19 protein-coding genes are annotated in these 19437 nt (G+C 62.8%); 11 read left to right on the forward strand and 8 right to left on the reverse strand.

The genetic code is table 11. The features are described 5' to 3' along the window. The first annotated feature begins 58 nt into the window (after positions 1–58). Both AC4P1R_RS18450 and AC4P1R_RS18455 read left to right on the forward strand, forming a co-directional pair. The gene (locus AC4P1R_RS18450; protein ID WP_273363155.1) at positions 59–1123 is read left to right on the forward strand and encodes a polysaccharide pyruvyl transferase family protein; all 1065 of its coding nucleotides are present in this window, start codon (positions 59–61) and stop codon (positions 1121–1123) included. Beyond that, positions 1110–2519, forward strand: coding sequence for a Coenzyme F420 hydrogenase/dehydrogenase, beta subunit C-terminal domain (locus tag AC4P1R_RS18455; RefSeq protein WP_492178436.1), 1410 nt, complete (start codon positions 1110–1112; stop codon positions 2517–2519). The genes AC4P1R_RS18450 and AC4P1R_RS18455 overlap by 14 nt, the downstream gene beginning before the upstream one ends. On the opposite strand, the gene AC4P1R_RS18460 is transcribed toward AC4P1R_RS18455, so the two are convergent. From AC4P1R_RS18460 to AC4P1R_RS18470, 3 genes are read right to left on the reverse strand one after another with little or no spacing between them, the layout of a single operon-like run. Continuing rightward, positions 2456–3430, reverse strand: coding sequence for a glycoside hydrolase 5 family protein (locus AC4P1R_RS18460; protein WP_492178437.1), 975 nt, complete (start codon positions 3428–3430; stop codon positions 2456–2458). The genes AC4P1R_RS18455 and AC4P1R_RS18460 overlap by 64 nt on opposite strands. 2 nt (positions 3431–3432) lie before the next feature. After that, complete coding sequence (locus AC4P1R_RS18465; RefSeq protein WP_492178439.1) at positions 3433–4071, reverse strand: histidine phosphatase family protein; 639 nt, start codon at positions 4069–4071, stop codon at positions 3433–3435. Then, complete coding sequence (locus tag AC4P1R_RS18470) at positions 4068–5171, reverse strand: inositol-3-phosphate synthase (RefSeq protein ID WP_492178441.1); 1104 nt, start codon at positions 5169–5171, stop codon at positions 4068–4070. The genes AC4P1R_RS18465 and AC4P1R_RS18470 overlap by 4 nt, the downstream gene beginning before the upstream one ends. A 66-nt stretch (positions 5172–5237) precedes the next feature. Between AC4P1R_RS18470 and AC4P1R_RS18475 the strand changes: the two genes are divergently transcribed. Next, positions 5238–7061, forward strand: a complete 1824-nt coding sequence (locus tag AC4P1R_RS18475; RefSeq protein WP_492178442.1) for a hypothetical protein — start codon at positions 5238–5240, stop codon at positions 7059–7061. 19 nt (positions 7062–7080) lie between these two features. Here the strand turns inward: AC4P1R_RS18475 and AC4P1R_RS18480 are convergent, their stop codons facing one another. Then, the gene (locus AC4P1R_RS18480) at positions 7081–8088 is read right to left on the reverse strand and encodes a Gfo/Idh/MocA family protein (RefSeq protein ID WP_492178443.1); all 1008 of its coding nucleotides are present in this window, start codon (positions 8086–8088) and stop codon (positions 7081–7083) included. Continuing rightward, on the reverse strand, positions 8081–9073 hold the full coding sequence (locus AC4P1R_RS18485) for an MDR/zinc-dependent alcohol dehydrogenase-like family protein (protein WP_069457533.1): 993 nt from the start codon (positions 9071–9073) through the stop codon (positions 8081–8083). Before AC4P1R_RS18485 ends, AC4P1R_RS18480 begins: the two co-directional genes overlap by 8 nt. 336 nt (positions 9074–9409) lie before the next feature. Here AC4P1R_RS18485 and AC4P1R_RS18490 point away from each other — a divergent pair, with 336 nt between their 5' ends. Genes AC4P1R_RS18490 through AC4P1R_RS18525 form a run of 8 tightly spaced genes read left to right on the forward strand, consistent with a single transcriptional unit; the run spans position 9410 to position 17950 of the window. Beyond that, complete coding sequence (locus tag AC4P1R_RS18490; protein WP_492178444.1) at positions 9410–10516, forward strand: NAD-dependent epimerase/dehydratase family protein; 1107 nt, start codon at positions 9410–9412, stop codon at positions 10514–10516. Further along, a complete protein-coding gene (locus AC4P1R_RS18495) occupies positions 10513–11634 on the forward strand; it encodes an NAD-dependent epimerase/dehydratase family protein (RefSeq protein ID WP_492178445.1) in 1122 nt (373 codons plus the stop codon). Before AC4P1R_RS18490 ends, AC4P1R_RS18495 begins: the two co-directional genes overlap by 4 nt. Continuing rightward, positions 11631–12782, forward strand: coding sequence for a glycosyltransferase family 4 protein (locus AC4P1R_RS18500; protein WP_492178446.1), 1152 nt, complete (start codon positions 11631–11633; stop codon positions 12780–12782). The genes AC4P1R_RS18495 and AC4P1R_RS18500 overlap by 4 nt, the downstream gene beginning before the upstream one ends. 2 nt (positions 12783–12784) lie before the next feature. After that, positions 12785–13915 carry a glycosyltransferase family protein gene (locus AC4P1R_RS18505; protein WP_273363402.1) on the forward strand — a complete coding sequence of 377 codons (1131 nt, stop codon included), beginning with the start codon at positions 12785–12787 and terminating at the stop codon, positions 13913–13915. After that, positions 13912–15000: a CgeB family protein gene (locus AC4P1R_RS18510; protein ID WP_069457538.1), complete on the forward strand. Its 1089-nt coding sequence runs from the start codon at positions 13912–13914 to the stop codon at positions 14998–15000. Before AC4P1R_RS18505 ends, AC4P1R_RS18510 begins: the two co-directional genes overlap by 4 nt. Beyond that, a complete protein-coding gene (locus tag AC4P1R_RS18515) occupies positions 14997–16115 on the forward strand; it encodes a glycosyltransferase family protein (RefSeq protein ID WP_273363407.1) in 1119 nt (372 codons plus the stop codon). The genes AC4P1R_RS18510 and AC4P1R_RS18515 overlap by 4 nt, the downstream gene beginning before the upstream one ends. A gap of 21 nt (positions 16116–16136) precedes the next feature. Beyond that, a complete protein-coding gene (locus AC4P1R_RS18520; protein ID WP_069457540.1) occupies positions 16137–17177 on the forward strand; it encodes a UDP-glucuronic acid decarboxylase family protein in 1041 nt (346 codons plus the stop codon). A gap of 2 nt (positions 17178–17179) precedes the next feature. Further along, entirely contained in the window at positions 17180–17950 is a 771-nt protein-coding gene (locus tag AC4P1R_RS18525) for a TIGR04290 family methyltransferase (RefSeq protein ID WP_151613560.1), read from the forward strand. 10 nt (positions 17951–17960) lie between these two features. Here the strand turns inward: AC4P1R_RS18525 and AC4P1R_RS18530 are convergent, their stop codons facing one another. From AC4P1R_RS18530 to AC4P1R_RS18540, 3 genes are all read right to left on the reverse strand, one after another. Then, positions 17961–18152 (reverse strand): hypothetical protein, encoded by a 192-nt coding sequence (locus AC4P1R_RS18530; RefSeq protein WP_069457542.1) that lies wholly within the window; start codon positions 18150–18152, stop codon positions 17961–17963. A 47-nt stretch (positions 18153–18199) separates the two neighbouring features. Continuing rightward, on the reverse strand, positions 18200–18547 hold the full coding sequence (locus AC4P1R_RS18535) for a hypothetical protein (protein WP_492178449.1): 348 nt from the start codon (positions 18545–18547) through the stop codon (positions 18200–18202). 103 nt (positions 18548–18650) lie between these two features. Then, positions 18651–19430 carry a ZIP family metal transporter gene (locus tag AC4P1R_RS18540; protein ID WP_492178450.1) on the reverse strand — a complete coding sequence of 260 codons (780 nt, stop codon included), beginning with the start codon at positions 19428–19430 and terminating at the stop codon, positions 18651–18653. Positions 19431–19437 lie beyond the last annotated feature (7 nt).

A 19437-nucleotide genomic window follows, 5' to 3' on the forward strand; every position in this document is an offset into this window, starting at 1 on the left:
GAAGCGAGCGTCGATCTCGCTCGAGCCGGCCGACCGTCAACCGAGAAGGTCAAAGCCGTTGCCGAAAGTGGGTATCCTCACCTTCCATCGTTGCATCAACTACGGATCATTCTGGCAGGCGCGCTGTCTGGTCGACGGTCTCCGGTCGCTCGGAGCCGATCCGGTGATACTCGACCATCGCTCCGCCCACATCCGCCGCGCCGAATTGCGCTGCGCCTTTCAGCCGCTGCTGCCGGCCAGATCGGCACGAGCGGACTTTCCGCTCTATGCTTCGAAGGTCAGAAAATTTGCGGAAGCCATCGCGTCCTATCCGCTAAGCGGAGCGTTCGAGATCGACAGTCCAGCTGGCATCGAACCCTTCGGCCTTGTGCTTGTCGGGAGCGACGAGGTCTGGAATCTCAGCCACCCCTGGTATGGGGGCCGTCCGCTCTTTTACGGAGAAGGCGTGCCGGCGCGCCGCCTCGTCTCCTATGCGGCCACCTTCGGGAACTTGCCTGCAGCACAGGGGATCGAAGCCTACTGGGCGGACAAACTGCGGAAATTCGATGGTATTTCCGTACGCGACGCCAATTCGAGGGCGATCATCGCGAAGGATCTCAAGCGACACGCCACGCTCGTGCTCGATCCTTGCCTCCAGTTTCCCGCATCGCCTGCGCGAAGCCAGGGGAACGGACCAATGCCCCCTTACCTGGCCGTGTATGGCCACTCCTTTCCGGACTGGTTCCAGGCCGGCATCCGTCGATGGGCGGAATCCTGTTCGCTCGATATCGTCAGTATCGGCTACCGAAACGATTGGACCGACCGACAGTGGCTCGACGCAGGGCCGTACGAATTCGCCGGATTCATTGCCGGCTCCGCCGCAGTCGCCACGAACTTCTTTCACGGCTGCGTGTTCTCGCTGATCAATGCGAAGCCTTTCGTCTGTACCCTGTCGGATTACCGCTCCAACAAGATAGGCGATCTCACGCGAACGGTCGGTGCCGAAGATCACCTCGTCTCGGAAGAGACACCACTAGCGACCTATGAAGCCATACTCGGGGAACCGCTCGATCCGGGCATCGCAGCCCGGATCGCAAAACTCCGCCTGCAATCCGGGACGTATTTGGCCGATGTCCTCCAATGAAAGAACCCCCGATCATGCCAGGCGTGCCGTGCTGACGCCGGCGCAGATGAACAGGGCCGGCCTCTGCATCGGCTGCGGCGCCTGTGTAGCGCAGGCCGGCGAAAGCACTGCCAGAATGCAAATCGACCGGTTTGGTCAGCTCAAGCCACTTACCTCCGGAGAAGGGAACGACAGCTCAGCCTTTGCGGAAATCTGCCCCTTCTCTCCCAGCTCCACTAATGAAGATGCGATCGCTGCCAAGCGTTTTGCCTCGAGCAAGTACCTCGACCCGCGCATTGGACGATTCGAGGCCTGCTATGTCGGCCATGTGCGCGAAGGGCGGTTTCGCGCCGAAGGCAGTTCCGGCGGGATGGCGAACTGGACGGCGGTCGAGCTCCTGGAAAAGCGGCTGGTCGACGGCGTCGCGCATGTCGTCCCATCTTCCGGCGATCAACTCTTCTTCCGCTATCAAATCTCGCGAAAGGCGGAGGACGTCCGCAGCGGCGCCAAGTCGCGATATCATCCGGTCGAGCTATCCGGCATCCTCGAAGAAGTCCGGCGGCAGCCCGGCCGCTATGCGGTCGTCGGCATTCCCTGCTTCGTCAAGGCCGTGCATCTACTCAGGCGGCGGGATCCGGTGCTACAGGAGCGGCTCGCGTTCATGCTTGGCCTCTTTTGCGGCCATATGAAAAGCGCCCGTTTCGTCGAGAGCTTCGCCTGGCAGATGGGTGAGAGGATCGACGCGGTGACCGGTGTCGATTACCGGCTGAAGGATGAGAACAGACCGGCCAACTGGTACACCGCGCATCTTGAGATGCGGGACGACAGCAGCCGGAGTCGGGACTGGTGGCACCTTGTCGATGGCGATTGGGGCGCCGGCTTCTTCCAGAACTCCGCTTGCAATTTCTGCGATGACGTGGTCGCCGAAACGGCCGATATTTCCTTCGGCGACGCCTGGGTGGAGCCCTATGCGTCGGACGGTCGCGGCACCAATGTCGTCATTGTCCGATCGCCGGAGCTTCACCGGCTGATCGGTCGAGCCGCAGAGGAAGGGCGGCTTGAACTGCGGGAAGTCGACAGTGCCTTTGTGGTGCGAACCCAGGCAGCCGGATTCAGGCAGCGGCGCGAGGGCCTTGCCTTTCGTCTAAGCTGGCCGCGGCGCGGCGTCAGGCCTTCAAAGCGCGTTCCACCGAAGTTCACCGGCCTGCCGCTGCGGCGCATGCTGGTCTATTGGCTGCGAAGCGTGATCAGCGCCCAGAGCCATCATGTCTTCTGGTGCGCCCGCGCCTTGCATCTGCCCGCGCTCTATCTCCGCTGGGCCTCCGCGATGCTCGCGTTCTATCAGGGCGTCACCTATTCGCGCGGCTGGGTCGGAAGGTTCGTCGACCGCATCGTCCCCCGGGAGAAAGGCGACTGATCGACGAAATCCAGGGTTGAGGAGGTGGTTGCATAGCGTTCGGTCATTTCGGCGCAGAATTCGGCGAACTCTTCCGGTACGATCGGCGTGCTGGTGTGATGGGCAGCGAGCCCCCTGTGGGCCGGCGTGAAGCAGAAGGTGACGGTCACGTCGAAGTCTTCCAGCGCCTCCATCTGGCGATCGAACCAGTCCAGTGCGTTAGGCCGGAAGCGATCGGCCCAGGAAAGGCCGGTCCTCATATAGGTGACGCCAAGCCGCTTCATCCATGCGACTGCCTCGACCAGCCGCGGGTCCTCGAAATGGAACCACTGCATCAGTCCGATCTCGGGTGTGTGCCTGGCGAATTCCTCGATGGCCGGTTTCGGCGAGCCGTCCTCGCGCAAGAGACCCATGTAGAAATGGCGGTAGTAGGAGGAACCCTCCGCCTCCCTGTGGCGGGTGGTCGCCCCCCAGGCGCTCGGCAGGTCATAAAGGCTATACCACTGAATCCGATCTGTTCTGCCCTTGAGCAATTCGACCGTCCTCTTCAATCCCCAGACCTGCACCTCCTCGGCTCCGAAGGTCGAAACGCCGACCTCGCTCACCCATAGAGGCAGATCGGTGACGCGCCGCATTTCTTCGATCTTCTGCGGCCATTCGTCGATCTGCCACAGATTCCAGTCGAGAGGAAAGCCATGTACGGCGACGGCATCGACATGGTCGAGCACGCCATAGGATTTCATCAGCGCCATAAAATTCGGATCGATCGGCGAAATGCCGCCAAGCACGCGCGTGAGGCCCGGATTCACATCGCGGATCGCATCTCCGGCCAGTTTCGCCATATGGGCAAATCGGCTCCAGTCCGGGTCGAGGTCCGGGTCCCAATGCGACTTGTTGTTCGGTTCGTTCCAGATCATGGCGGCTTCGATCATGATTACCTCCGCGCTGTCAGAAGATGGGCCGTCTCATCATGCTCGGGCGCTTCTCGGTTCAGCATCAGGAGCTTCATTTCGCCGCCGCTTTCCGCCACGGCGGAAACGAAGGCCGGCGCAATCTCGAAGCGCGGCCAGGCGTCGAGCGAAAGGCCGAGCACGTGGCAGACGAGCGCCTTGATGACATCGGCGTGGCTGACAAGAGCGATTTTCCCGCCGTCATGGTCCTTTGCCAGGATCTCGACGAACTGCGTCACGCGCCGCTGCACCTCGGGCATGGTCTCGCCCCCGGGCGCCCGCACGCGGCTTCTCACAGAGTTCCATTCCCGCCATAGCGGATCGGTGTGAAGCGTCTCGAAGGTCTTGCCGGACCAGGCGCCAAAATCGACCTCGTCGAGCGCTTCCGTCCTGGTCACCTCGCCAAGGCCGGCGGCTGCGGCAATGGCACCGGCGGTCTCGTTGGTCCGCTTGCGCGGGCTCGTATAGATCGAGGCAACTCCTTCCCTGGCGAGCTGCGCCGCGAGCCGCTCCGCCTGCTTTCTCCCGGCCTCGCCGAGGGAAACGTCGGTCGTTCGCCCGGCGAGGAACTGACCGAGCCGGTCGTGTGCGGCGTGGCGCACCAGGAGGAACGTGGTCGTCACTCAGCCGCTCCCAAAAGTCCTTCTTCATCACTGGCGATGAATTCCTCCAGGCGCCGGCGTGCTTCTGAATCGGTGAACTGCCGCGGCGGGGACTTCATGAAATAGCTTGAGGGGGCGATCAGCGGCCCACCCATCTTGCGGTCGAGCGCGAGCCTGGCGCAGCGCACTGCATCGATGACGACGCCGGCGGAATTGGGTGAATCCCAGACTTCCAGCTTCAACTCGACATTGAGCGGGACATTGCCGAAGGTGGTGCCCTCGACGCGGATATAGGCGAATTTTCGGTCGGCCAGCCAAGGGACGTGGTCACTCGGGCCGACATGGATGTCGTCGGCAGCCAGCGGGACATCCAATTGGCTAAGGACCGATTGGGTCTTCGAAATCTTCTTCGATTCCAGCCGCTCCCGCTCGAGCATGTTGAGGAAGTCGGTATTGCCGCCGAAATTGAGCTGATAGGTCCGGTCGATCCGCACTCCGCGGTCGCGGAAGAGATTGGCGAGCAGGCGATGGACGATAGTGGCGCCGACCTGGCTCTTGATATCGTCGCCGATGAGCGGCAGACCGCGTTCGGCAAAGCGTCTCTGCCAGGCGCCGTCGGACGCGATGAAGACGGGGATGCAATTGATGAAACCGCAACCGGCGGCCAGCGCCTGTTCCGCATACCAGCGCGTAGCCGCCTCCGAACCGACGGGCAGATAGTTAACGAGCACATCCGTTTCGCTTTGCCGCAGGACTTCGGCGACATCGACTGCGGGCTGGTCGGCTTCTTCGATATTCTCGCGGAGATACCGGCCGATACCGTCTAGGGTCCGGCCGCGCTGAACGGTCACGCCCGTCGGAGCGACATCGGCGAAGCGAAAGGTGTTGTTGGGTTCGGCGTAGATCGCATCGGCAACATCCCGGCCCACCTTCGAGGCGGCGACGTCGAATGCCGCGGCGATCTCGATGTCGCTCACATGATAGCCGCCGAGAGCGACATGCATCAGCCCGGGAACCGGTTCGCACTCTCTGGCATTACGATAGAAGGTGAGCCCCTGGACCAGCGACGAGGCACAATTGCCCACCCCCGCCAGGCCGATCCGAATGGATTTCGATCGCATCTCCGCACTCCCGCATAGCATCTACAATGCTTGTCAAACCCGCGCGCGTTGGAATGGTTCCTTGAAATGACACGCACCGCGCGGATCGAATTCCCCGGCCACGCGTTGAAGGCGAACGGGAAAGGCGATCAGATGCTGGTGTACGGCGACTCCCAGCGCTCGGAATGCGCTGACGCTCTCTGCGAGGCAATTGCCGAAAGACTGGCGAAGGTTGAGCATCAGCCACCAGGGATCGCAAGGCACATGGGTCTGGTCGGCGTCCTGCTGAACGCCGGCGAACTGGCACAGGGAGTGTCGGATATCGAGTTCAAGAGCATTGGCGCCGACGAAGTCTCGCCCGTGCGGAAAGCGGCCGGAGGCCTGCTTATCCAGATCGCGGACCTTGTGGTCCAATCCTGGCTTCACGATTTCGCCTGGGATCCGGCCGACCCCGCCCGCATGTCTGCCCTTCTGCGGGAGCTTCGGAAACCTGAGGCGCTATCGATACGGGAAGGGGAGGGCTTTGCCTTTTATGGTCTCTATCCGGAAAGCTACATCGAGGCGGCGAGACGTTCGAAGCTTTGTTCGAACAACGTCGTGATCGGCATCCGGTCCATCGGCACCACTCTTTCGGCCGTCGTTTCCGCAGCATTTGGAGCTGCGCCACCGGAGACGGTGCGCCCGGTCGGGCCGCCTTATCGAAAGCGAATCGTCATCGCGCCTAAGCTTACCCACTACTTCCTACGCGACCCCGGCGCCGAATTCGCGATCGTCGACGAGGGCCCCGGCCTTTCCGGCAGTTCGTTCGGCAGTGTTGCCGACTGGCTCGAGGAGCATGCCGGCCGTGAGAGGCGCATTCACTTCTTTCCAGGACACAAGGGAGGCCTTGGGCCCGAGGCCACGCGCCGCCATCGTGCTCGCTGGAAAGCCAGCCCGCGGCACGTCGTCGACATGGACGAGCTCCTCCTTGGGGGCGGCCGTCCCACTCACCGGCTGGCGTCCTGGGTAAGCGACCTTGTCGGCCCGCTGGAGCGGCCCCTCGAAGACATTTCCTGCGGCGGCTGGCGGCGCGCCACTGCCGGTGATCGGCAGGCATGGCCTCCCGCGGATCGCAGGTTCGAGCGGCGCAAATTCCTGGCGCACACGGAAAACGGGCTCTGGCTCGTCAAGTTCGCCGGCCTTGGCAATATCGGCGAGCGCAAATTTGCCAAGGCGCGCCTGCTCGCGGCGGCTGGTTTCACGCCACCGGTTGCGGGGCTCTGCCACGGCTTTCTGGTTCAGAAATGGGTGCCGGCAGATTTTCCTGCGCGAGACCTGCACCGCGCCGATTTCATCGGACATCTCGGCGAGTACCTGGCGTTCCGGGCCCGCCGCCTGCCGGCACCGAAAACCGGCGGCGCCTCGCTTTCCAAGCTCTGCGAGATGACCGTGCTGAACACGGAAGAAGCACTGGGGGCGGCGGCGGGGCGGGCCGCGAGAGAGCGCATCGACGACGCTTTACGCTACGCCGACCTCCCTGTGCCGATCGATACAGACAATCGGCTGCACGCCTGGGAATGGCTTTCTGCCGGGGAACGCGGCTTCCTCAAGACGGATGCGCTCGACCACAGCGAAGGCCACGACCTTGTCGGCGCACAGGACGTGGCATGGGACATAGCGGGCGCGGCAATCGAGTTCGATCTGTCACCGGAAGAAACGGCAAAGCTGCGCGCGGCTGTTTCCGACGGGTGCTTGCGTGCCGTGAACGCGGAACTGCAGGCGGTCTTCGAGATCTGCTACCTGGCTTTCCAGGTCGGTCTTTGGACGACTGCCAGGAAGTTTGCGCCAGCGGACGAAGCATTACAGCTGGAGGTGGTCGCTTCACGTTACGTAAATTGTCTGCGGCAGCGTACTCTGGAAGTCGCGGCCTGAGCTCAAAGGCCGAGCGCCTCTATCGTCCGTAAATTCTGTCGAGCACTTCGGCGACAGTCGCAAACCATTCGCAATCCGGGTCGAATGCATCGCCTGCGGCGAGGCGCTCAGCCCAGGCGGCGGCTGCGCGCCCGCCCCAGGCATCCGGTGGCGATGCCAGGACCTGCCGTTGCGTTCCGCGGTGAAGTTCAGCCGTGAAGTCGAGGAACGAGCCGTTCACGTTACGGAAGCCTGCTCCCCCTCGGGTACCATGGAATTCGGCGCCGATCACGGCATCGCAGCCCGCATGCAATTGCCACGAGCAAGCGATCCGGGCGACGACATCGTTGCCGAGTTCGAGCGTTGCGACGGCGTAGTCCTCGACCTCATCGCAGTCCTGAAAAATCGGCGATCCCTTCGAATATAACCGGCTATCGACGCGGACGACGTTCGGGAAACCGAGAACCCAAAGAACGAGGTCCACGAGGTGCACGCCGAGATCCATCACACAGCCTCCGCCCGACAACGCCTTGTCGTAGAACCAGGGCTTGCCGGGACCATAGGCATTGTGGAAGACGAGATCGACGGCATAAATTGTGCCGAGTTCGCCCGCGACGATCAGATCGCGAATGCGTCGAATGCCTTCCGTATGACGATAGGACAGGTCGACGCCAAGCAGCCGGTCGTTGCGTCGCGCTGCCTCGACGACTGCGTCACACTCGTCGTGTGAACGGCCGAGCGGCTTTTGACAGAAAACGGCGAGGCCCCGCTCAAGGGCCATGATCGATTGCGCGGCGTGGAGGGCGCTCGGCGTGGCGATCACGACGCCGTCCAGTTCCTGATCGAGCAGTGCTTCGAGCGTCGCTGCGATCTTCGCTTGCGGCGCCAGTTCGCGCGCCGCCGCCACCATTTCGGGGGAGGAATCGGCAATGGCGGCCGGCTCGGCGGCGCCGCATTCGACGATCGCTCTCATACGGTCGAGCCCGATCCAACCAACGCCCAAGAAGCCGATGCGGGGACGGGTCCGTTCAAGGAGCGCGTCACGCATCGCAGATCACCAGCGCCTTGATGAAGCCTTCGGGACGATCCCGGGTCATGTCCAGTGCTGCGCCGAGATCCCGGAGCGGAAAACGGTGGGTGAAGAGCGGCGAGGGCGACAGACGGCCGGCAGCGGTCGCCTCGATCGCTTCGGATATGCCGCGCATATAGACGGCCGGATCGCGCTCATGCGCGTTGATCACATCGAGGCCGCGCCAGTTCCAGAGCTGCATATTCACCTGGCGTGGGCCGTCCTGGTGATATCCGGCCACGATCAGGCGGCCGCGTTCCTTCGTCAGTTCTCCGGCAAGATCGAGCGGCCACTGCTTGCCCGTCGCCTCGATGACGCAGTCGCAGAACTGCCCCGCAGTCAGGTCCTTCACCTTCTCGATGATCCGCCAGTGATCGTCCATGGGGATTGCCTCACTGGCGCCGGCTCGCATGGCCGAAGCAAGCGAAAATGGCCGGCGGGAGACGGCGATTACCCGCGCGCCCGCCGCACTTGCGAGCTCCGTGAGGAGAATGCCGAGAAAGCCGATGCCGATGATCGCCACCGTCTCCCCCGGTTCGATCCCGCTTCGGCGGAAGATGTTGAAGGCGCAGCCGAGCGGTTCACCGGGAAAAGGGACATTTGAAAGTTCCACGGGCAAGCGGGCGATCGCCGTTTGTTCGGCGATGTCGTGCGTTGCATAGGCATGGTAGGAGAGGGCGGCGACCCGATCCCCGATCCTGAAGCCGTCGACCTCCTCGCCGATTGCATCGATCACACCCCATCCCTCGTGTCCGAGCGCACCTGGTTCGGTGGGAAAGCGCATCCATTCGGGCCCGGACCAGGGTACGAGGTTGGACGCGCAAACGCCGCAGCCCTCCAGCCTGACGCGGACCTGCCCGGGGCCTGGCTGCGGCAATGGAAGCGTCTCGATCCGAACCGTGCCCGGGGCGGTCACGACGGCAGCCGACATCGCATCCGCCTCCGCCTTCATGGAGATGTTCATCCCTACCTCCTCCTGCGGTTGAACTCGGCAGACCGGCGGGACGGTGCGTGGCGAAATGGAAGCCCGATCGCGTGCGTGCCGCATCATGCTGTAAGTTGGCATTCGGTCGCCCTCGCGCCGTTAACTTCATCTTTCCGGCTTTTGTTCCTGCCTGGACTCAGCCGCCATGGAACATCCAGCACGAGAAGACCGTTCCCTCCGTTGGAATGCCAAAACGAGAATCCGCCAAAGCTAAGTAGAAGTCTCAGAAGAAGTCATAGAAGAAGGAACCTTTGCCGCGCACGTTGGTTGGAAGCTTTGTTCCACCATCTCTGATGAGTCCTAATCAGGTGCGATATGGCAAAAGTGCTAGTTACTGGCGGTTGCGGATTCATCGGCCGCCATGTGGTCGAGGAGCTTCTTTCAGGACAGTATGACGTGCGTGTCCTGGACGCACTCAACGAGCAGGTCCATGCGGATGCGCATGTTGCCCTGCCCGCCGGGGTCGATATGCGACGTGCCGACATTCGCGATGCGGCTGCAGTCAGGAGCGCACTGAGGGGCGTCGAATTCGTCATTCATCTTGCCGCTGAAGTTGGCGTTGGCCAATCGATGTACGAGATCGCCCGGTATGTCGGCGTCAACGATCTCGGCACGGCGGTCCTGCTCGAGGCGATGATCGAAATGCCCGTCCGACGAATTGTCGTCGCATCGTCCATGAGCGTCTATGGAGAGGGGCTGTACCAGACGGCGGCAGGCGAACGACTGCAACATGTCCGTCGGTCGCAGGCCCGGGTCAAGGGCGGCGCCTGGGACCCGGTCGGGCCGAGAGGAGAGCCTTTAAGCCCCACGCCGACAGACGAGCAGAAGCCGGTCGATCTCGCGTCGATCTACGCGCTGACGAAATATGCCCAGGAACGACAGGTGCTGATCTTCGGCGAAGCTTATGAAAGGGAAGCCGTGGCCCTGCGGCTCTTCAACGTTTTCGGTGCCGGCCAGGCACTCTCCAATCCCTACACGGGTGTGCTCGCCAATTTCGCTTCGCGTCTAGCCAACGGACAGGCGCCGATGGTCTTCGAAGACGGGCGGCAAAGGCGGGATTTCGTTCACGTCCGCGACGTGGCGCGTGGCTTTCGTCTGGCGCTGGAGCAGCCGCAGGCGACGGGCCACATCATCAACATCGGCAGCGGACAGGCCTACGCGATCGCCGATGTTGCGCGGATGCTCGCAGACGCCATGGGCGTGCCCGAACTCGAACCCGAGATCATGAACAAGGGCCGTTCCGGCGACATCCGCCACTGCTTCGCCGACATCGCCAAGGCGCATGACCTCATCGGCTTCGAGCCTCGCCGAAAGCTGGAGAATTCGCTTGCCGACTTCGTCGACTGGGTTCGTAGCGTCGGCGCCGTCGACCGTGGTGCCGAGATGAAGCGGCACCTGGAGACGCGAGGGCTGGTGATATGAGCGATAGATCTCCGGACAACGGAAGGCCGGGTCCCGCAGCGCCCGCTTTGGCGCGCAAAGCGAAGGCGATCCTTGTCGTAGGCGGCAGCGGCTTTATCGGCTGCAATTTGGCAGATAGCTTCCTGCAGGACGGCGAGGACGTCGTCATACTCGACAATCTGAGCCGCGCCGGCGTCGAGCGTAACCTCGACTGGCTGGTTAGAAAGCATGGGCGTCGCGTGCATGCCGCGATTGCGGATATCCGCGACCTTGCAGCGATGGAGGACGCTTTCAAGGACGCCAAGGCGGTGTTTCATCTCGCGGCGCAGACCGCGGTCACGACCAGTCTGCAGCGGCCGATCGACGATTTCGAGACGAATGCCAGGGGCACGATCAACATACTCGAGGCTGCGCGTCGCTCCGGTCGGCCGCCCGTCATCTTCGCCAGCACGAACAAGGTTTACGGAACGCTCGATGACATGCGGCTGCGTGAGGCGGGCAACCGTTATGTGCCCGCCGACGGTTCCACAGCAAGCCTCGGAGTGAACGAGGCACAGCCGCTCGACTTCCGAACACCCTATGGCTGCTCGAAAGGGGTCGCGGATCAATATGTGCTTGACTACGCCAGATCCTATGGCCTCGCGACGGCGGTGCTGCGGATGAGCTGCGTCTACGGCCCCCGGCAATTCGGTACCGAAGACCAGGGGTGGGTGGCGCATTTCCTCATTCAGGCGCTGGCGGGCGAACCGATATCGATCTACGGCGACGGCAAGCAGGTTCGCGACATCCTGCATGTCGGCGATGCTGTCGCCGCCTACCGGGCGGTGCTGAAGTTCATCGATCGGCTCGGCGGCTGCGCTTTCAACCTCGGTGGCGGACCCTCCAATGCCGTCAGCCTCAATGAAGTCATTCGCGAGATCGAGCTGTTGACGAACCGTCCGGTGACGACGGTCGGCAGCGACTGGCGTACAGGCGATCAACTGTACTTCGTGGCCGACACACGGGCTCTTGAGAAGGCGGTCGGTTGGAAGGCCCGCATGGACTGGCGCACGGGCCTGCGCGACCTGCATGCCTGGCTCATTGAAGAATGGTCCGCAGCCGGTCCGGTGAAGCATAGGCCGAGGAGGGCCACTGCATGAGCGATCGCGCCGCATCTCCGGGTCCAGCCGCGGCTCAGGCCAGCGCCCGCACGAAAGTGCCGCGTCGGCTCCTGATGAGCGTCGATGCGGTAGGCGGCATCTGGCGTTATGCGATGGACCTTGCCGGCGCCCTACGCGAGACCGGCGTCGAGACCGTCTTCGTCGGCTTCGGCCCCGCTCCCTCGGCAAACCAACGGCGCGAGGCGAACCGCATGGGCGTGCTCGAATGGTTGCCCGTACCGCCGGACTGGATGGCGGACGATGAAGCAAACCTCGATCCGATTTCGGACCGTCTGACCGAATTAACGCTCAAGCACGCGGTCGAACTCCTGCATCTCAACCTGCCGTCGCAGGCCGTCGACCTCCAGTTGCAAATACCGATCGTGGTGGTCTCGCATTCGTGTGTAACGACCTGGTTTGAAGCGGTGCGGGCCTGCGGACTGCCAGAGTACTGGCTCTGGCAAAAGACCCGAAACCGGCGAGGTTTCGACCGCGCCGACATGGTGCTGGCGCCAAGCCGCAGCCACGCGGCGGCACTGACCCGCTGTTACGGTCAGATCGACAATCTCTCCGTTGTGCATAATGCGAGCAGCGCGCCTTGCCTGCGACCGGTCAAGGAATGCTTCGTCTTCGCCGCCGGCAGATGGTGGGATGAAGGCAAGAACGGCGTCCTGCTCGACCGCGCTGCCAGCCGGATCCGTTGGCCTGTCGTCATGGCCGGCGCGTGCGAAGGCCCGGGCGGCGAATGGCTGGCGATCGAGCATGCGGAACATCTTGGCGAACTCAGCCATGACCGGACGATGGCGCTGATGTCGAGGGCCGCGATCGTCGTCTCGCCGTCTCTTTACGAACCCTTCGGCCTGGCCGCCCTCGAGGCGGCGAGATGCGGTGCAGCCCTCGTCCTTTCAGATATCGACACCTATCGCGAGCTCTGGGATGGCTCCGCGCTTTTCGCCGATCCCCGCGATCCGGAAGCACTTGCGGATTCACTCGATCGGCTGGCGCGGGATGCCGATCTCAGGGCTGAACTGGGGCACGGCGCGCGGCGGCGCTCGAGCCAATTCACGCTCGAGGCTCAGCGCGACGCAATGCTCGATGTTTATCGGCGGGCGATGCGTGCCTCTGGCCGACTGACGGCAGCGGAGTGACCATGCGATTTCTGTTCTACACCCATTCCCTGATTTCCGATTGGAACCATGGCAACGCCCATTTCTTGCGCGGCGTGATGCGCGAACTTCTCCGGCGCCGTCACGAAGCGACCGCTCTCGAACCCGGCGATTCCTGGAGCAGACGGAACCTGATCGACGATCAGGGGGTCGGCCCGATCATGGCGTTCCTCAAGAACTTTCCCGAGTTGAGGACCGCAATTTACGAAGATGACTTCGATCACGAGGCGGCGGTGAGTACCGCCGACGTCGTCGTGGTCCACGAATGGACTGATCCGAAGATCGTTAAACAACTCGGCCGGATCCGTCGTGAGGGCGGACGGTTCACGCTGGTCTTCCACGATACGCATCATCGTGCCGTCACGGCCAAAGCAGACATCGCCCGGCTTGACCTGTCGAACTACGACCTCGTGCTGGCATTCGGCGAGGCACTGCGGGAGCGATATCTCCGTTCTGGCTGGGGGAGGCACGTCTACACGTGGCACGAGGCCGCCGACACGGCCCTGTTCCAGCCGCTGCCCGGCGTCGATAAGCGCGGCGATCTCGTCTGGATCGGCAATTGGGGCGACGAAGAGCGCAGCGCCGAGATTGTCTCGCTCTTTGTGGAGCCCGCGCGGGAATTGCAGCTCAAGGCAACGGTCCGTGGCGTCAGATACCCCGAGGCAGCCCTGGGGAAACTGCGCGAGGCAGGCATTGCCTTTGGCGGTTGGATTGCGAATGCGGCAGTTCCCCGTGCCTTCGCCGAACACCGCGCGACGGTGCACATTCCACGACGCCCCTATGTCGGGGCGCTGCCGGGCATTCCGACCATTCGCGTGTTCGAAGCGCTCGCCTGCGGCATTCCGCTGGTTTCGGCGCCTTGGGACGACGTGGAGGGCCTGTTCCGTTCCGGCAAGGATTTCGTCTTTGCTCGAGGCAGCGAGGAGATGAAGCGACTGTTGCGCCAGGTACTCCATGAGCCGGATTTCGCGCGCGAAATGGCGGCCTCTGGTCTTGCGACCATCCACGCCCGCCATACCTGCGCCCACCGAGTCGACGAACTCCTTCGGATCGTAGCGCCCTACAGGCCGGGCAAGGCCGCGGCTCACACTGCGCGGGAGGAGGCGACGCTATGAGAATTGCATTCTACGGCTCCAGCCTCGTTTCAGCCTATTGGAACGGTGCTGCCACCTACTATCGAGGGCTGTTGCGGGCGCTTGCATCGCTTGGCTACGAGATCACATTCTACGAGCCGGATGTCTACGATCGGCAGAAACACCGGGACATCGACCCGCCGACGTGGTGCCGCGTCGTCGTCTACGAGGGATCGGTTGCCGCCATGAAGCGGGCCGCGGCTGAAGCGGCCGGCGCCGACATCGTCGTCAAGGCAAGCGGGGTGGGGTTCGAGGACGATCTGCTGCTCGAAGAGGTGTTGAGGGCGGCCAGGCCGACGGCGCTGAAAATCTTCTGGGACGTCGACGCACCCGCGACTCTGGCGGTGCTCAAGGCCGCTGAGGACCATCCGCTCCGGAGCGCACTCCCTTCGCTGGATCTCGTCTTGACCTATGGGGGAGGCGATCCCGTTGTCCGATCGTACCGGGCCATTGGGGCACGGGAATGTATTCCCGTCTACAATGCGCTCGACCCTGAGACCCACCACCCTGTGGCCCCGGAGCCCCGCTTTAACGCTGATCTCGCTTTCCTTGGCAACCGGTTGCCGGATCGGGAATCACGCGTCGAAACCTTTTTCCTCGAGCCCGCGTCGAGGCTTCCGGAGCGCCGCTTCCTGCTTGGCGGAGCAGGCTGGCACGACAAGCCGCTGCCGGAGAGTGTGGTCTATATCGGTCATGTTCCGACCGCCGATCACAATGCCTTCAATGCAACCCCCAAAGCGGTCCTCAACATCTCGCGCTCCAGTATGGCGGCGAATGGGTTCTCGCCGGCGACCCGCGTGTTCGAGGCGGCAGGCGCCGGAGCGTGTCTGATCACGGATGCCTGGGAGGGCATCGACCTTTTCCTGAAACCTCAAGAAGAGGTGCTGGTCGCCAGAGATGGCCGGGACGTTGCCGAACTGATGTGCAGCCTGACTGCGGGCCAGGCGAAGCAAATCGGGCAAAGGGCTCTCAGCCGCGTCCTCGGCGAGCACACCTATGCGCATCGCGCTTCGGAGGTGGACCAAACATTCCGCCGGTGGTTCAAGCGTCCGGAGGCCGCGGAATGAGATGCGCCCTCGACATCGTCGTTCTCGGCCTCTCGCTTTCCTCCTCCTGGGGCAACGGCCACGCAACGACGTTCCGGGCACTGCTTCGCGGTGTCCACGCCGCGGGGCACCGAGTGACCTTCCTGGAGCGCGACGTTCCATGGTACGCCGCGCGCCGCGATTTGGCCGACCCGGATTTCTGCGACCTGATCTTCTACACCAGCGTCGATGAACTGCTTGCCTGCCACTCGAACAGGCTCGCTGCGGCGGATGCCGTCGTCATCGGCTCCTACGTGCCACAGGGCGTCGAGGTGATCGACGCCGTCTCCCGTCTCCTGCCGAAGCGGCTTTGCTTTTACGACATCGACACGCCGGTGACGCTTTCGAAGCTGTCGCACGGCGACGAGGAATATCTGGCACGTCGCCAAATACCAGTCTTCGACCTCTATTTTTCCTTCTCGGGAGGCGGGACGATTGCCCGGCTTCGTCAGGAGTTCGGGGCGAACCGTCCCCTGCCGCTCTATTGTGCCGTCGATCTCCAAGCGTACCGCAATAGCGGTGCGCGAACGACATGGGATCTCGGCTATCTTGGGACCTATAGCCCGGATCGGCAGCCCGCTCTCGAACGGCTGCTGATCGAACCGGCGCGGCAATTGCCGGAGAAGCGTTTCGTCGTCGCAGGGCCAAGCTATCCCGCGGACATCCGGTGGCCGGAGAATGTGGAGCGCATAGAGCATCTGCCTCCATCCGAGCACGCCGATTTCTACAGCCGCCAGCGCTTCACGCTAAACGTCACGCGCAGTGACATGATCGCAGCCGGCTGGTCGCCGAGCGTACGGCTCTTCGAGGCGGCCGCTTGCCGCACGCCCCTGATCAGCGACTGGTGGCAGGGCATTGAGAGCTTCTTCCCGCCCGGCGAAGCCCTTGTCATTGCGCGCACCGGCGGCGACGTCGTCACGGCACTGGTGGAACTGGACGATCGGCGACGTGAGGCGATTGCGGACGCCGCCTATCGACGTGTGGCCAGCGCGCACAGCGCTGAGGTGCGCGCGCGAGCCTTCGTCGAGGTAGTCGAAAACGTCCCGCCCAGGGGAGAGCTTCCGGCGACCCATTCCATGCGGCGGCTTCAGGCCTAACACCGAAAGGAGAACGGCCCAATGGTAAAGCGAAACAGATTGAACGACGGAAAGGTCGTCCTGGTTGCCGGCGGCGCGGGTTTCGTCGGTTCGCACCTTTGCTCGGTGCTTGTCGACCGCGGCAATCGGGTGATCTGCCTCGACAGCTATCTCACTGGCTCTCCCGTCAACGTCAATGCTTTGCAGAGCAATCCCTATTTCACGATGGTCGAGCAGGATGTCTGCGACGAAATCCAGATCGATGGCCCCATCGATCAGATCTATAACCTTGCATGCCCGGCCTCACCAAAAGACTATCAGGCCGATCCGATCCACACGATGCTGACCAGCGTAACGGGAACGGGCAACCTGTTGCGGGCGGCGGCGCGCCATGGGGCGACCTTCCTGCAGGCCTCCACCAGCGAGATCTACGGTGATCCGGAGGAACACCCGCAACAGGAGGATTACTGGGGCCACGTCAACTGCACCGGGCCAAGAGCTTGTTATGACGAAGGCAAACGAGCAGCCGAGGCCCTGTGCTTCGACAGCCTGAGAGCCGGGAACGTGGATGCGAGGGTGGCACGCATCTTCAATACCTACGGGCCGCATATGCGCCCGAACGATGGACGCATCGTCTCGAACTTCGTCGTTCAGGCGCTGAGCAACGAGCCGCTGACGGTCTATGGAAGCGGCGAGCAAACACGCTCCTTCTGCTATGTCACGGATCTCGTCGAGGGGCTCATCAGGCTCATGAACTGCGGTCCAAATCCGGGTGGAGCGGTCAATCTCGGCAATCCCGGCGAGTTCACCGTCAACGAGCTCGCCGAGCTGGTCCTGTCGAAGATCAAAACAGCCTCGAGCATCGTCTATGCGCCGCTGCCCCAGGATGACCCCTCGCGCCGCCGTCCCGACATCTCCCGCGCGAAGGCACTGCTCGGCTGGGAGCCGAGGGTACCGCTTACCGACGGCCTTTCCCATACGATCCGCTGGTTCCAGGCGGCACTTCCACAGCGTCGGCCCGCCCCACGCCGCAATCGCCGCGGCCAGCAGCCGCAAACGTCTGTTTCATCGCAGCCAGTCTGACGATGTCGGAGGAGACGGAACGCATGGCGCTCAAGGAAGACATCGCGGCGCTCGGACCCTGGTTCCACAATATGCGTATCCAGGGCATCGAGACGTCGCCGAACCACTTTCTCGGCGATTATCCCGCCGTGAAATGGAATAGCTTCAAGCATGTGGTCCCGGAAGACCTCGCCGGCAGGAGTGTGCTCGACATCGGCTGCAACGCCGGCTTCTATGCACAGGAAATGAAGCGGCGCAATGCGGGGCGCGTGCTTGGTATCGATTCAGATCCGCATTATCTGCGGCAGGCGAAATTCGCCGCCGAACAGGCGGGAGTGGAGATCGAGTTCAGGCTCATGTCGGTCTACGACGTCGCCTCACTGCGCGAAAGATTCGACCTCGTCCTGTTCATGGGCGTTCTCTACCATCTTCGCCATCCGCTGCTCGCGCTCGATCTTCTTTACGAGCATGTCGTCGGGGAAAGCATGCTGTTCCAATGCATGCAGCGCGGCACGAGATCGGTGGCGCAGCTCGATCCCGACTACGATTTCAAGGAGTGGGGGATTTTCGATCGTCCGGACTATCCGAAGCTGTTCTTCGTGGAACATCGCTTCGCGGACGATCCGACCAACTGGTTCATTCCGAACCGGGCCTGCGTCGAAGCCATGCTGCGCAGTTCCGGCTTCGTTATCGAGGCCAATCCCGAACGGGAGGTTTATCTGGTGCGGCTCGGCGAGCGTCCCTACCTGGATGAGCCGACATTGCGGGTGATCGGCGGCGCGGCGCACCCGTAGGCGGGTGCGATCAGCCGAAGCGGCGAAGCTGCTCCGCCTCCTGTTCAAGCAGGTCTGCCACTTCTTCGAGCGTCATATGAGTCGCGCAGAGATGGATCGCGCATTCGAGAAAACGCAATGAAGATCGACGCAGATAGAGTGCCTGCTCCGATGCGCTCAGTTCGGAAAGACGGTCCCTGGGATCGGGGCGTTGATCGGACATTGGGGGCTCCTTTCGATCCCGTATGCGCTGAGGCTATGTACGGCCGGTCACGGCAGTCCCGCGCTCCCGGCATACACCAATGCGCCGATCAGAAGCGCGAGGCCGGCAAGCAGCAAGGCTATGATAAACCACTGCCGGGTCGATTTCGCCTTTTCCCCTTCGGAGAGCGGCCGCATCGCATCGGCATACTCGGTTGACGTGTCCACCGGGGTTCCGGAAAGCTGGTCGTTGCGCGCGTCTTGCGCAGCTCGCCGGGTGACGGGCACTCCGCCCGCTTCGTCATCGGTCTCAAGCGGCGCTGCTGATGGATCGAAGCCGCGCGTCTTGTCCCCGGTGCGTCCATGCTGGACGTCGCCGCGCACCTGCGCCGGATTCGTTCGAGGCTGTCTGGTCATGCTCGCTCCTGTCTCCTCAAGCAACAACCGGCTTTTGCACCCTTTGTTCCGGTGTATGCAGATTCCGCAAGAGTTAACCCACGGTCTTGCGGTCTGAACCTGCTTAGGTCATCCGTGAAAGCGTCATCATCAGCAGAAAGCCTGCAGCGTTGGCGATCGCGGCAGATTGCTGGAAGTGGTGCGCCTCCGCTTCCGGCACCAGATCGGTAATCGTCAGATAGAACATTCCTCCCGTCCCCGCCGCAAAGAGGATGCCGATCACCGTCTCTGAAAGGCCGCTCAGGAAGTACCAGCCTGCAAGCGCGGCGACGAATACAGCGAGGCCGATAAGCGAGGTCCAGCCGATGATGCGCCACTTTGCGTTCTTCTGCATTTCGGACAGGCTCAACTCGCCGATACTCATTCCCTCGCTGAAGTTGTCGATGCAAATGGCGAGCGCCACGATGACGGCGGTTTTCGGTTCGAAGGCGGCTCCAATGCCAATGGTGATGCCTTCGATCACCTCCTCCGCGCTGGTGCCTCCGGCAAGGACGGAAACACCGCTTCCACGTGGCCTCCTGCGCTGGTGCAGGCGATCGACGGCCGGTTTCTCGTCTGCCGCATTTCCCGCCATATGCCAACGGTTTACGTATAGGTCGAGGCCGTAGACAGCCCCAAGGCCAATCAGGAAGCCAGCCACGGTGAGCGGAACGGATGCCAGCTCCAACGACTTCGGCATCATTTCGAATGCGAAGGTACCCATCAGGACGCCGGCGGCAAAGCCGACCGCGATCGAAAGGACGAGGCTCGACGGGCGGGTGACAATCGCGGCCAAACCGCCGAGCGGTGACGCAAGGGCGGCTGCAGCCGCCACGCCGAAGATCATAAGGAGATCGTGATCCATCGATCAC

It is taken from the genome of Sinorhizobium sp. Y406, from assembly GCF_058732025.1.

Bases quoted from the DNA above. Each gene is read 5' to 3' on its own strand.
- AC4P1R_RS18505 (WP_273363402.1), top strand. From the start codon at position 12,785: ATGCGATTTCTGTTCTACACCCATTCCCTGATTTCCGATTGGAACCAT.
- AC4P1R_RS18480 (WP_492178443.1), bottom strand. From the start codon at position 8,088: ATGCGTGACGCGCTCCTTGAACGGACCCGTCCCCGCATCGGCTTCTTG.
- AC4P1R_RS18490 (WP_492178444.1), top strand. From the start codon at position 9,410: ATGGCAAAAGTGCTAGTTACTGGCGGTTGCGGATTCATCGGCCGCCAT.
- AC4P1R_RS18540 (WP_492178450.1), bottom strand. From the start codon at position 19,430: ATGGATCACGATCTCCTTATGATCTTCGGCGTGGCGGCTGCAGCCGCC.
- AC4P1R_RS18470 (WP_492178441.1), bottom strand. From the start codon at position 5,171: ATGCGATCGAAATCCATTCGGATCGGCCTGGCGGGGGTGGGCAATTGT.
- AC4P1R_RS18460 (WP_492178437.1), bottom strand. From the start codon at position 3,430: ATGATCGAAGCCGCCATGATCTGGAACGAACCGAACAACAAGTCGCAT.
- AC4P1R_RS18525 (WP_151613560.1), top strand. From the start codon at position 17,180: ATGTCGGAGGAGACGGAACGCATGGCGCTCAAGGAAGACATCGCGGCG.
- AC4P1R_RS18485 (WP_069457533.1), bottom strand. From the start codon at position 9,073: ATGAACATCTCCATGAAGGCGGAGGCGGATGCGATGTCGGCTGCCGTC.
- AC4P1R_RS18515 (WP_273363407.1), top strand. From the start codon at position 14,997: ATGAGATGCGCCCTCGACATCGTCGTTCTCGGCCTCTCGCTTTCCTCC.
- AC4P1R_RS18455 (WP_492178436.1), top strand. From the start codon at position 1,110: ATGTCCTCCAATGAAAGAACCCCCGATCATGCCAGGCGTGCCGTGCTG.
- AC4P1R_RS18520 (WP_069457540.1), top strand. From the start codon at position 16,137: ATGGTAAAGCGAAACAGATTGAACGACGGAAAGGTCGTCCTGGTTGCC.
- AC4P1R_RS18500 (WP_492178446.1), top strand. From the start codon at position 11,631: ATGAGCGATCGCGCCGCATCTCCGGGTCCAGCCGCGGCTCAGGCCAGC.
- AC4P1R_RS18495 (WP_492178445.1), top strand. From the start codon at position 10,513: ATGAGCGATAGATCTCCGGACAACGGAAGGCCGGGTCCCGCAGCGCCC.
- AC4P1R_RS18530 (WP_069457542.1), bottom strand. From the start codon at position 18,152: ATGTCCGATCAACGCCCCGATCCCAGGGACCGTCTTTCCGAACTGAGC.
- AC4P1R_RS18475 (WP_492178442.1), top strand. From the start codon at position 5,238: ATGACACGCACCGCGCGGATCGAATTCCCCGGCCACGCGTTGAAGGCG.
- AC4P1R_RS18510 (WP_069457538.1), top strand. From the start codon at position 13,912: ATGAGAATTGCATTCTACGGCTCCAGCCTCGTTTCAGCCTATTGGAAC.
- AC4P1R_RS18535 (WP_492178449.1), bottom strand. From the start codon at position 18,547: ATGACCAGACAGCCTCGAACGAATCCGGCGCAGGTGCGCGGCGACGTC.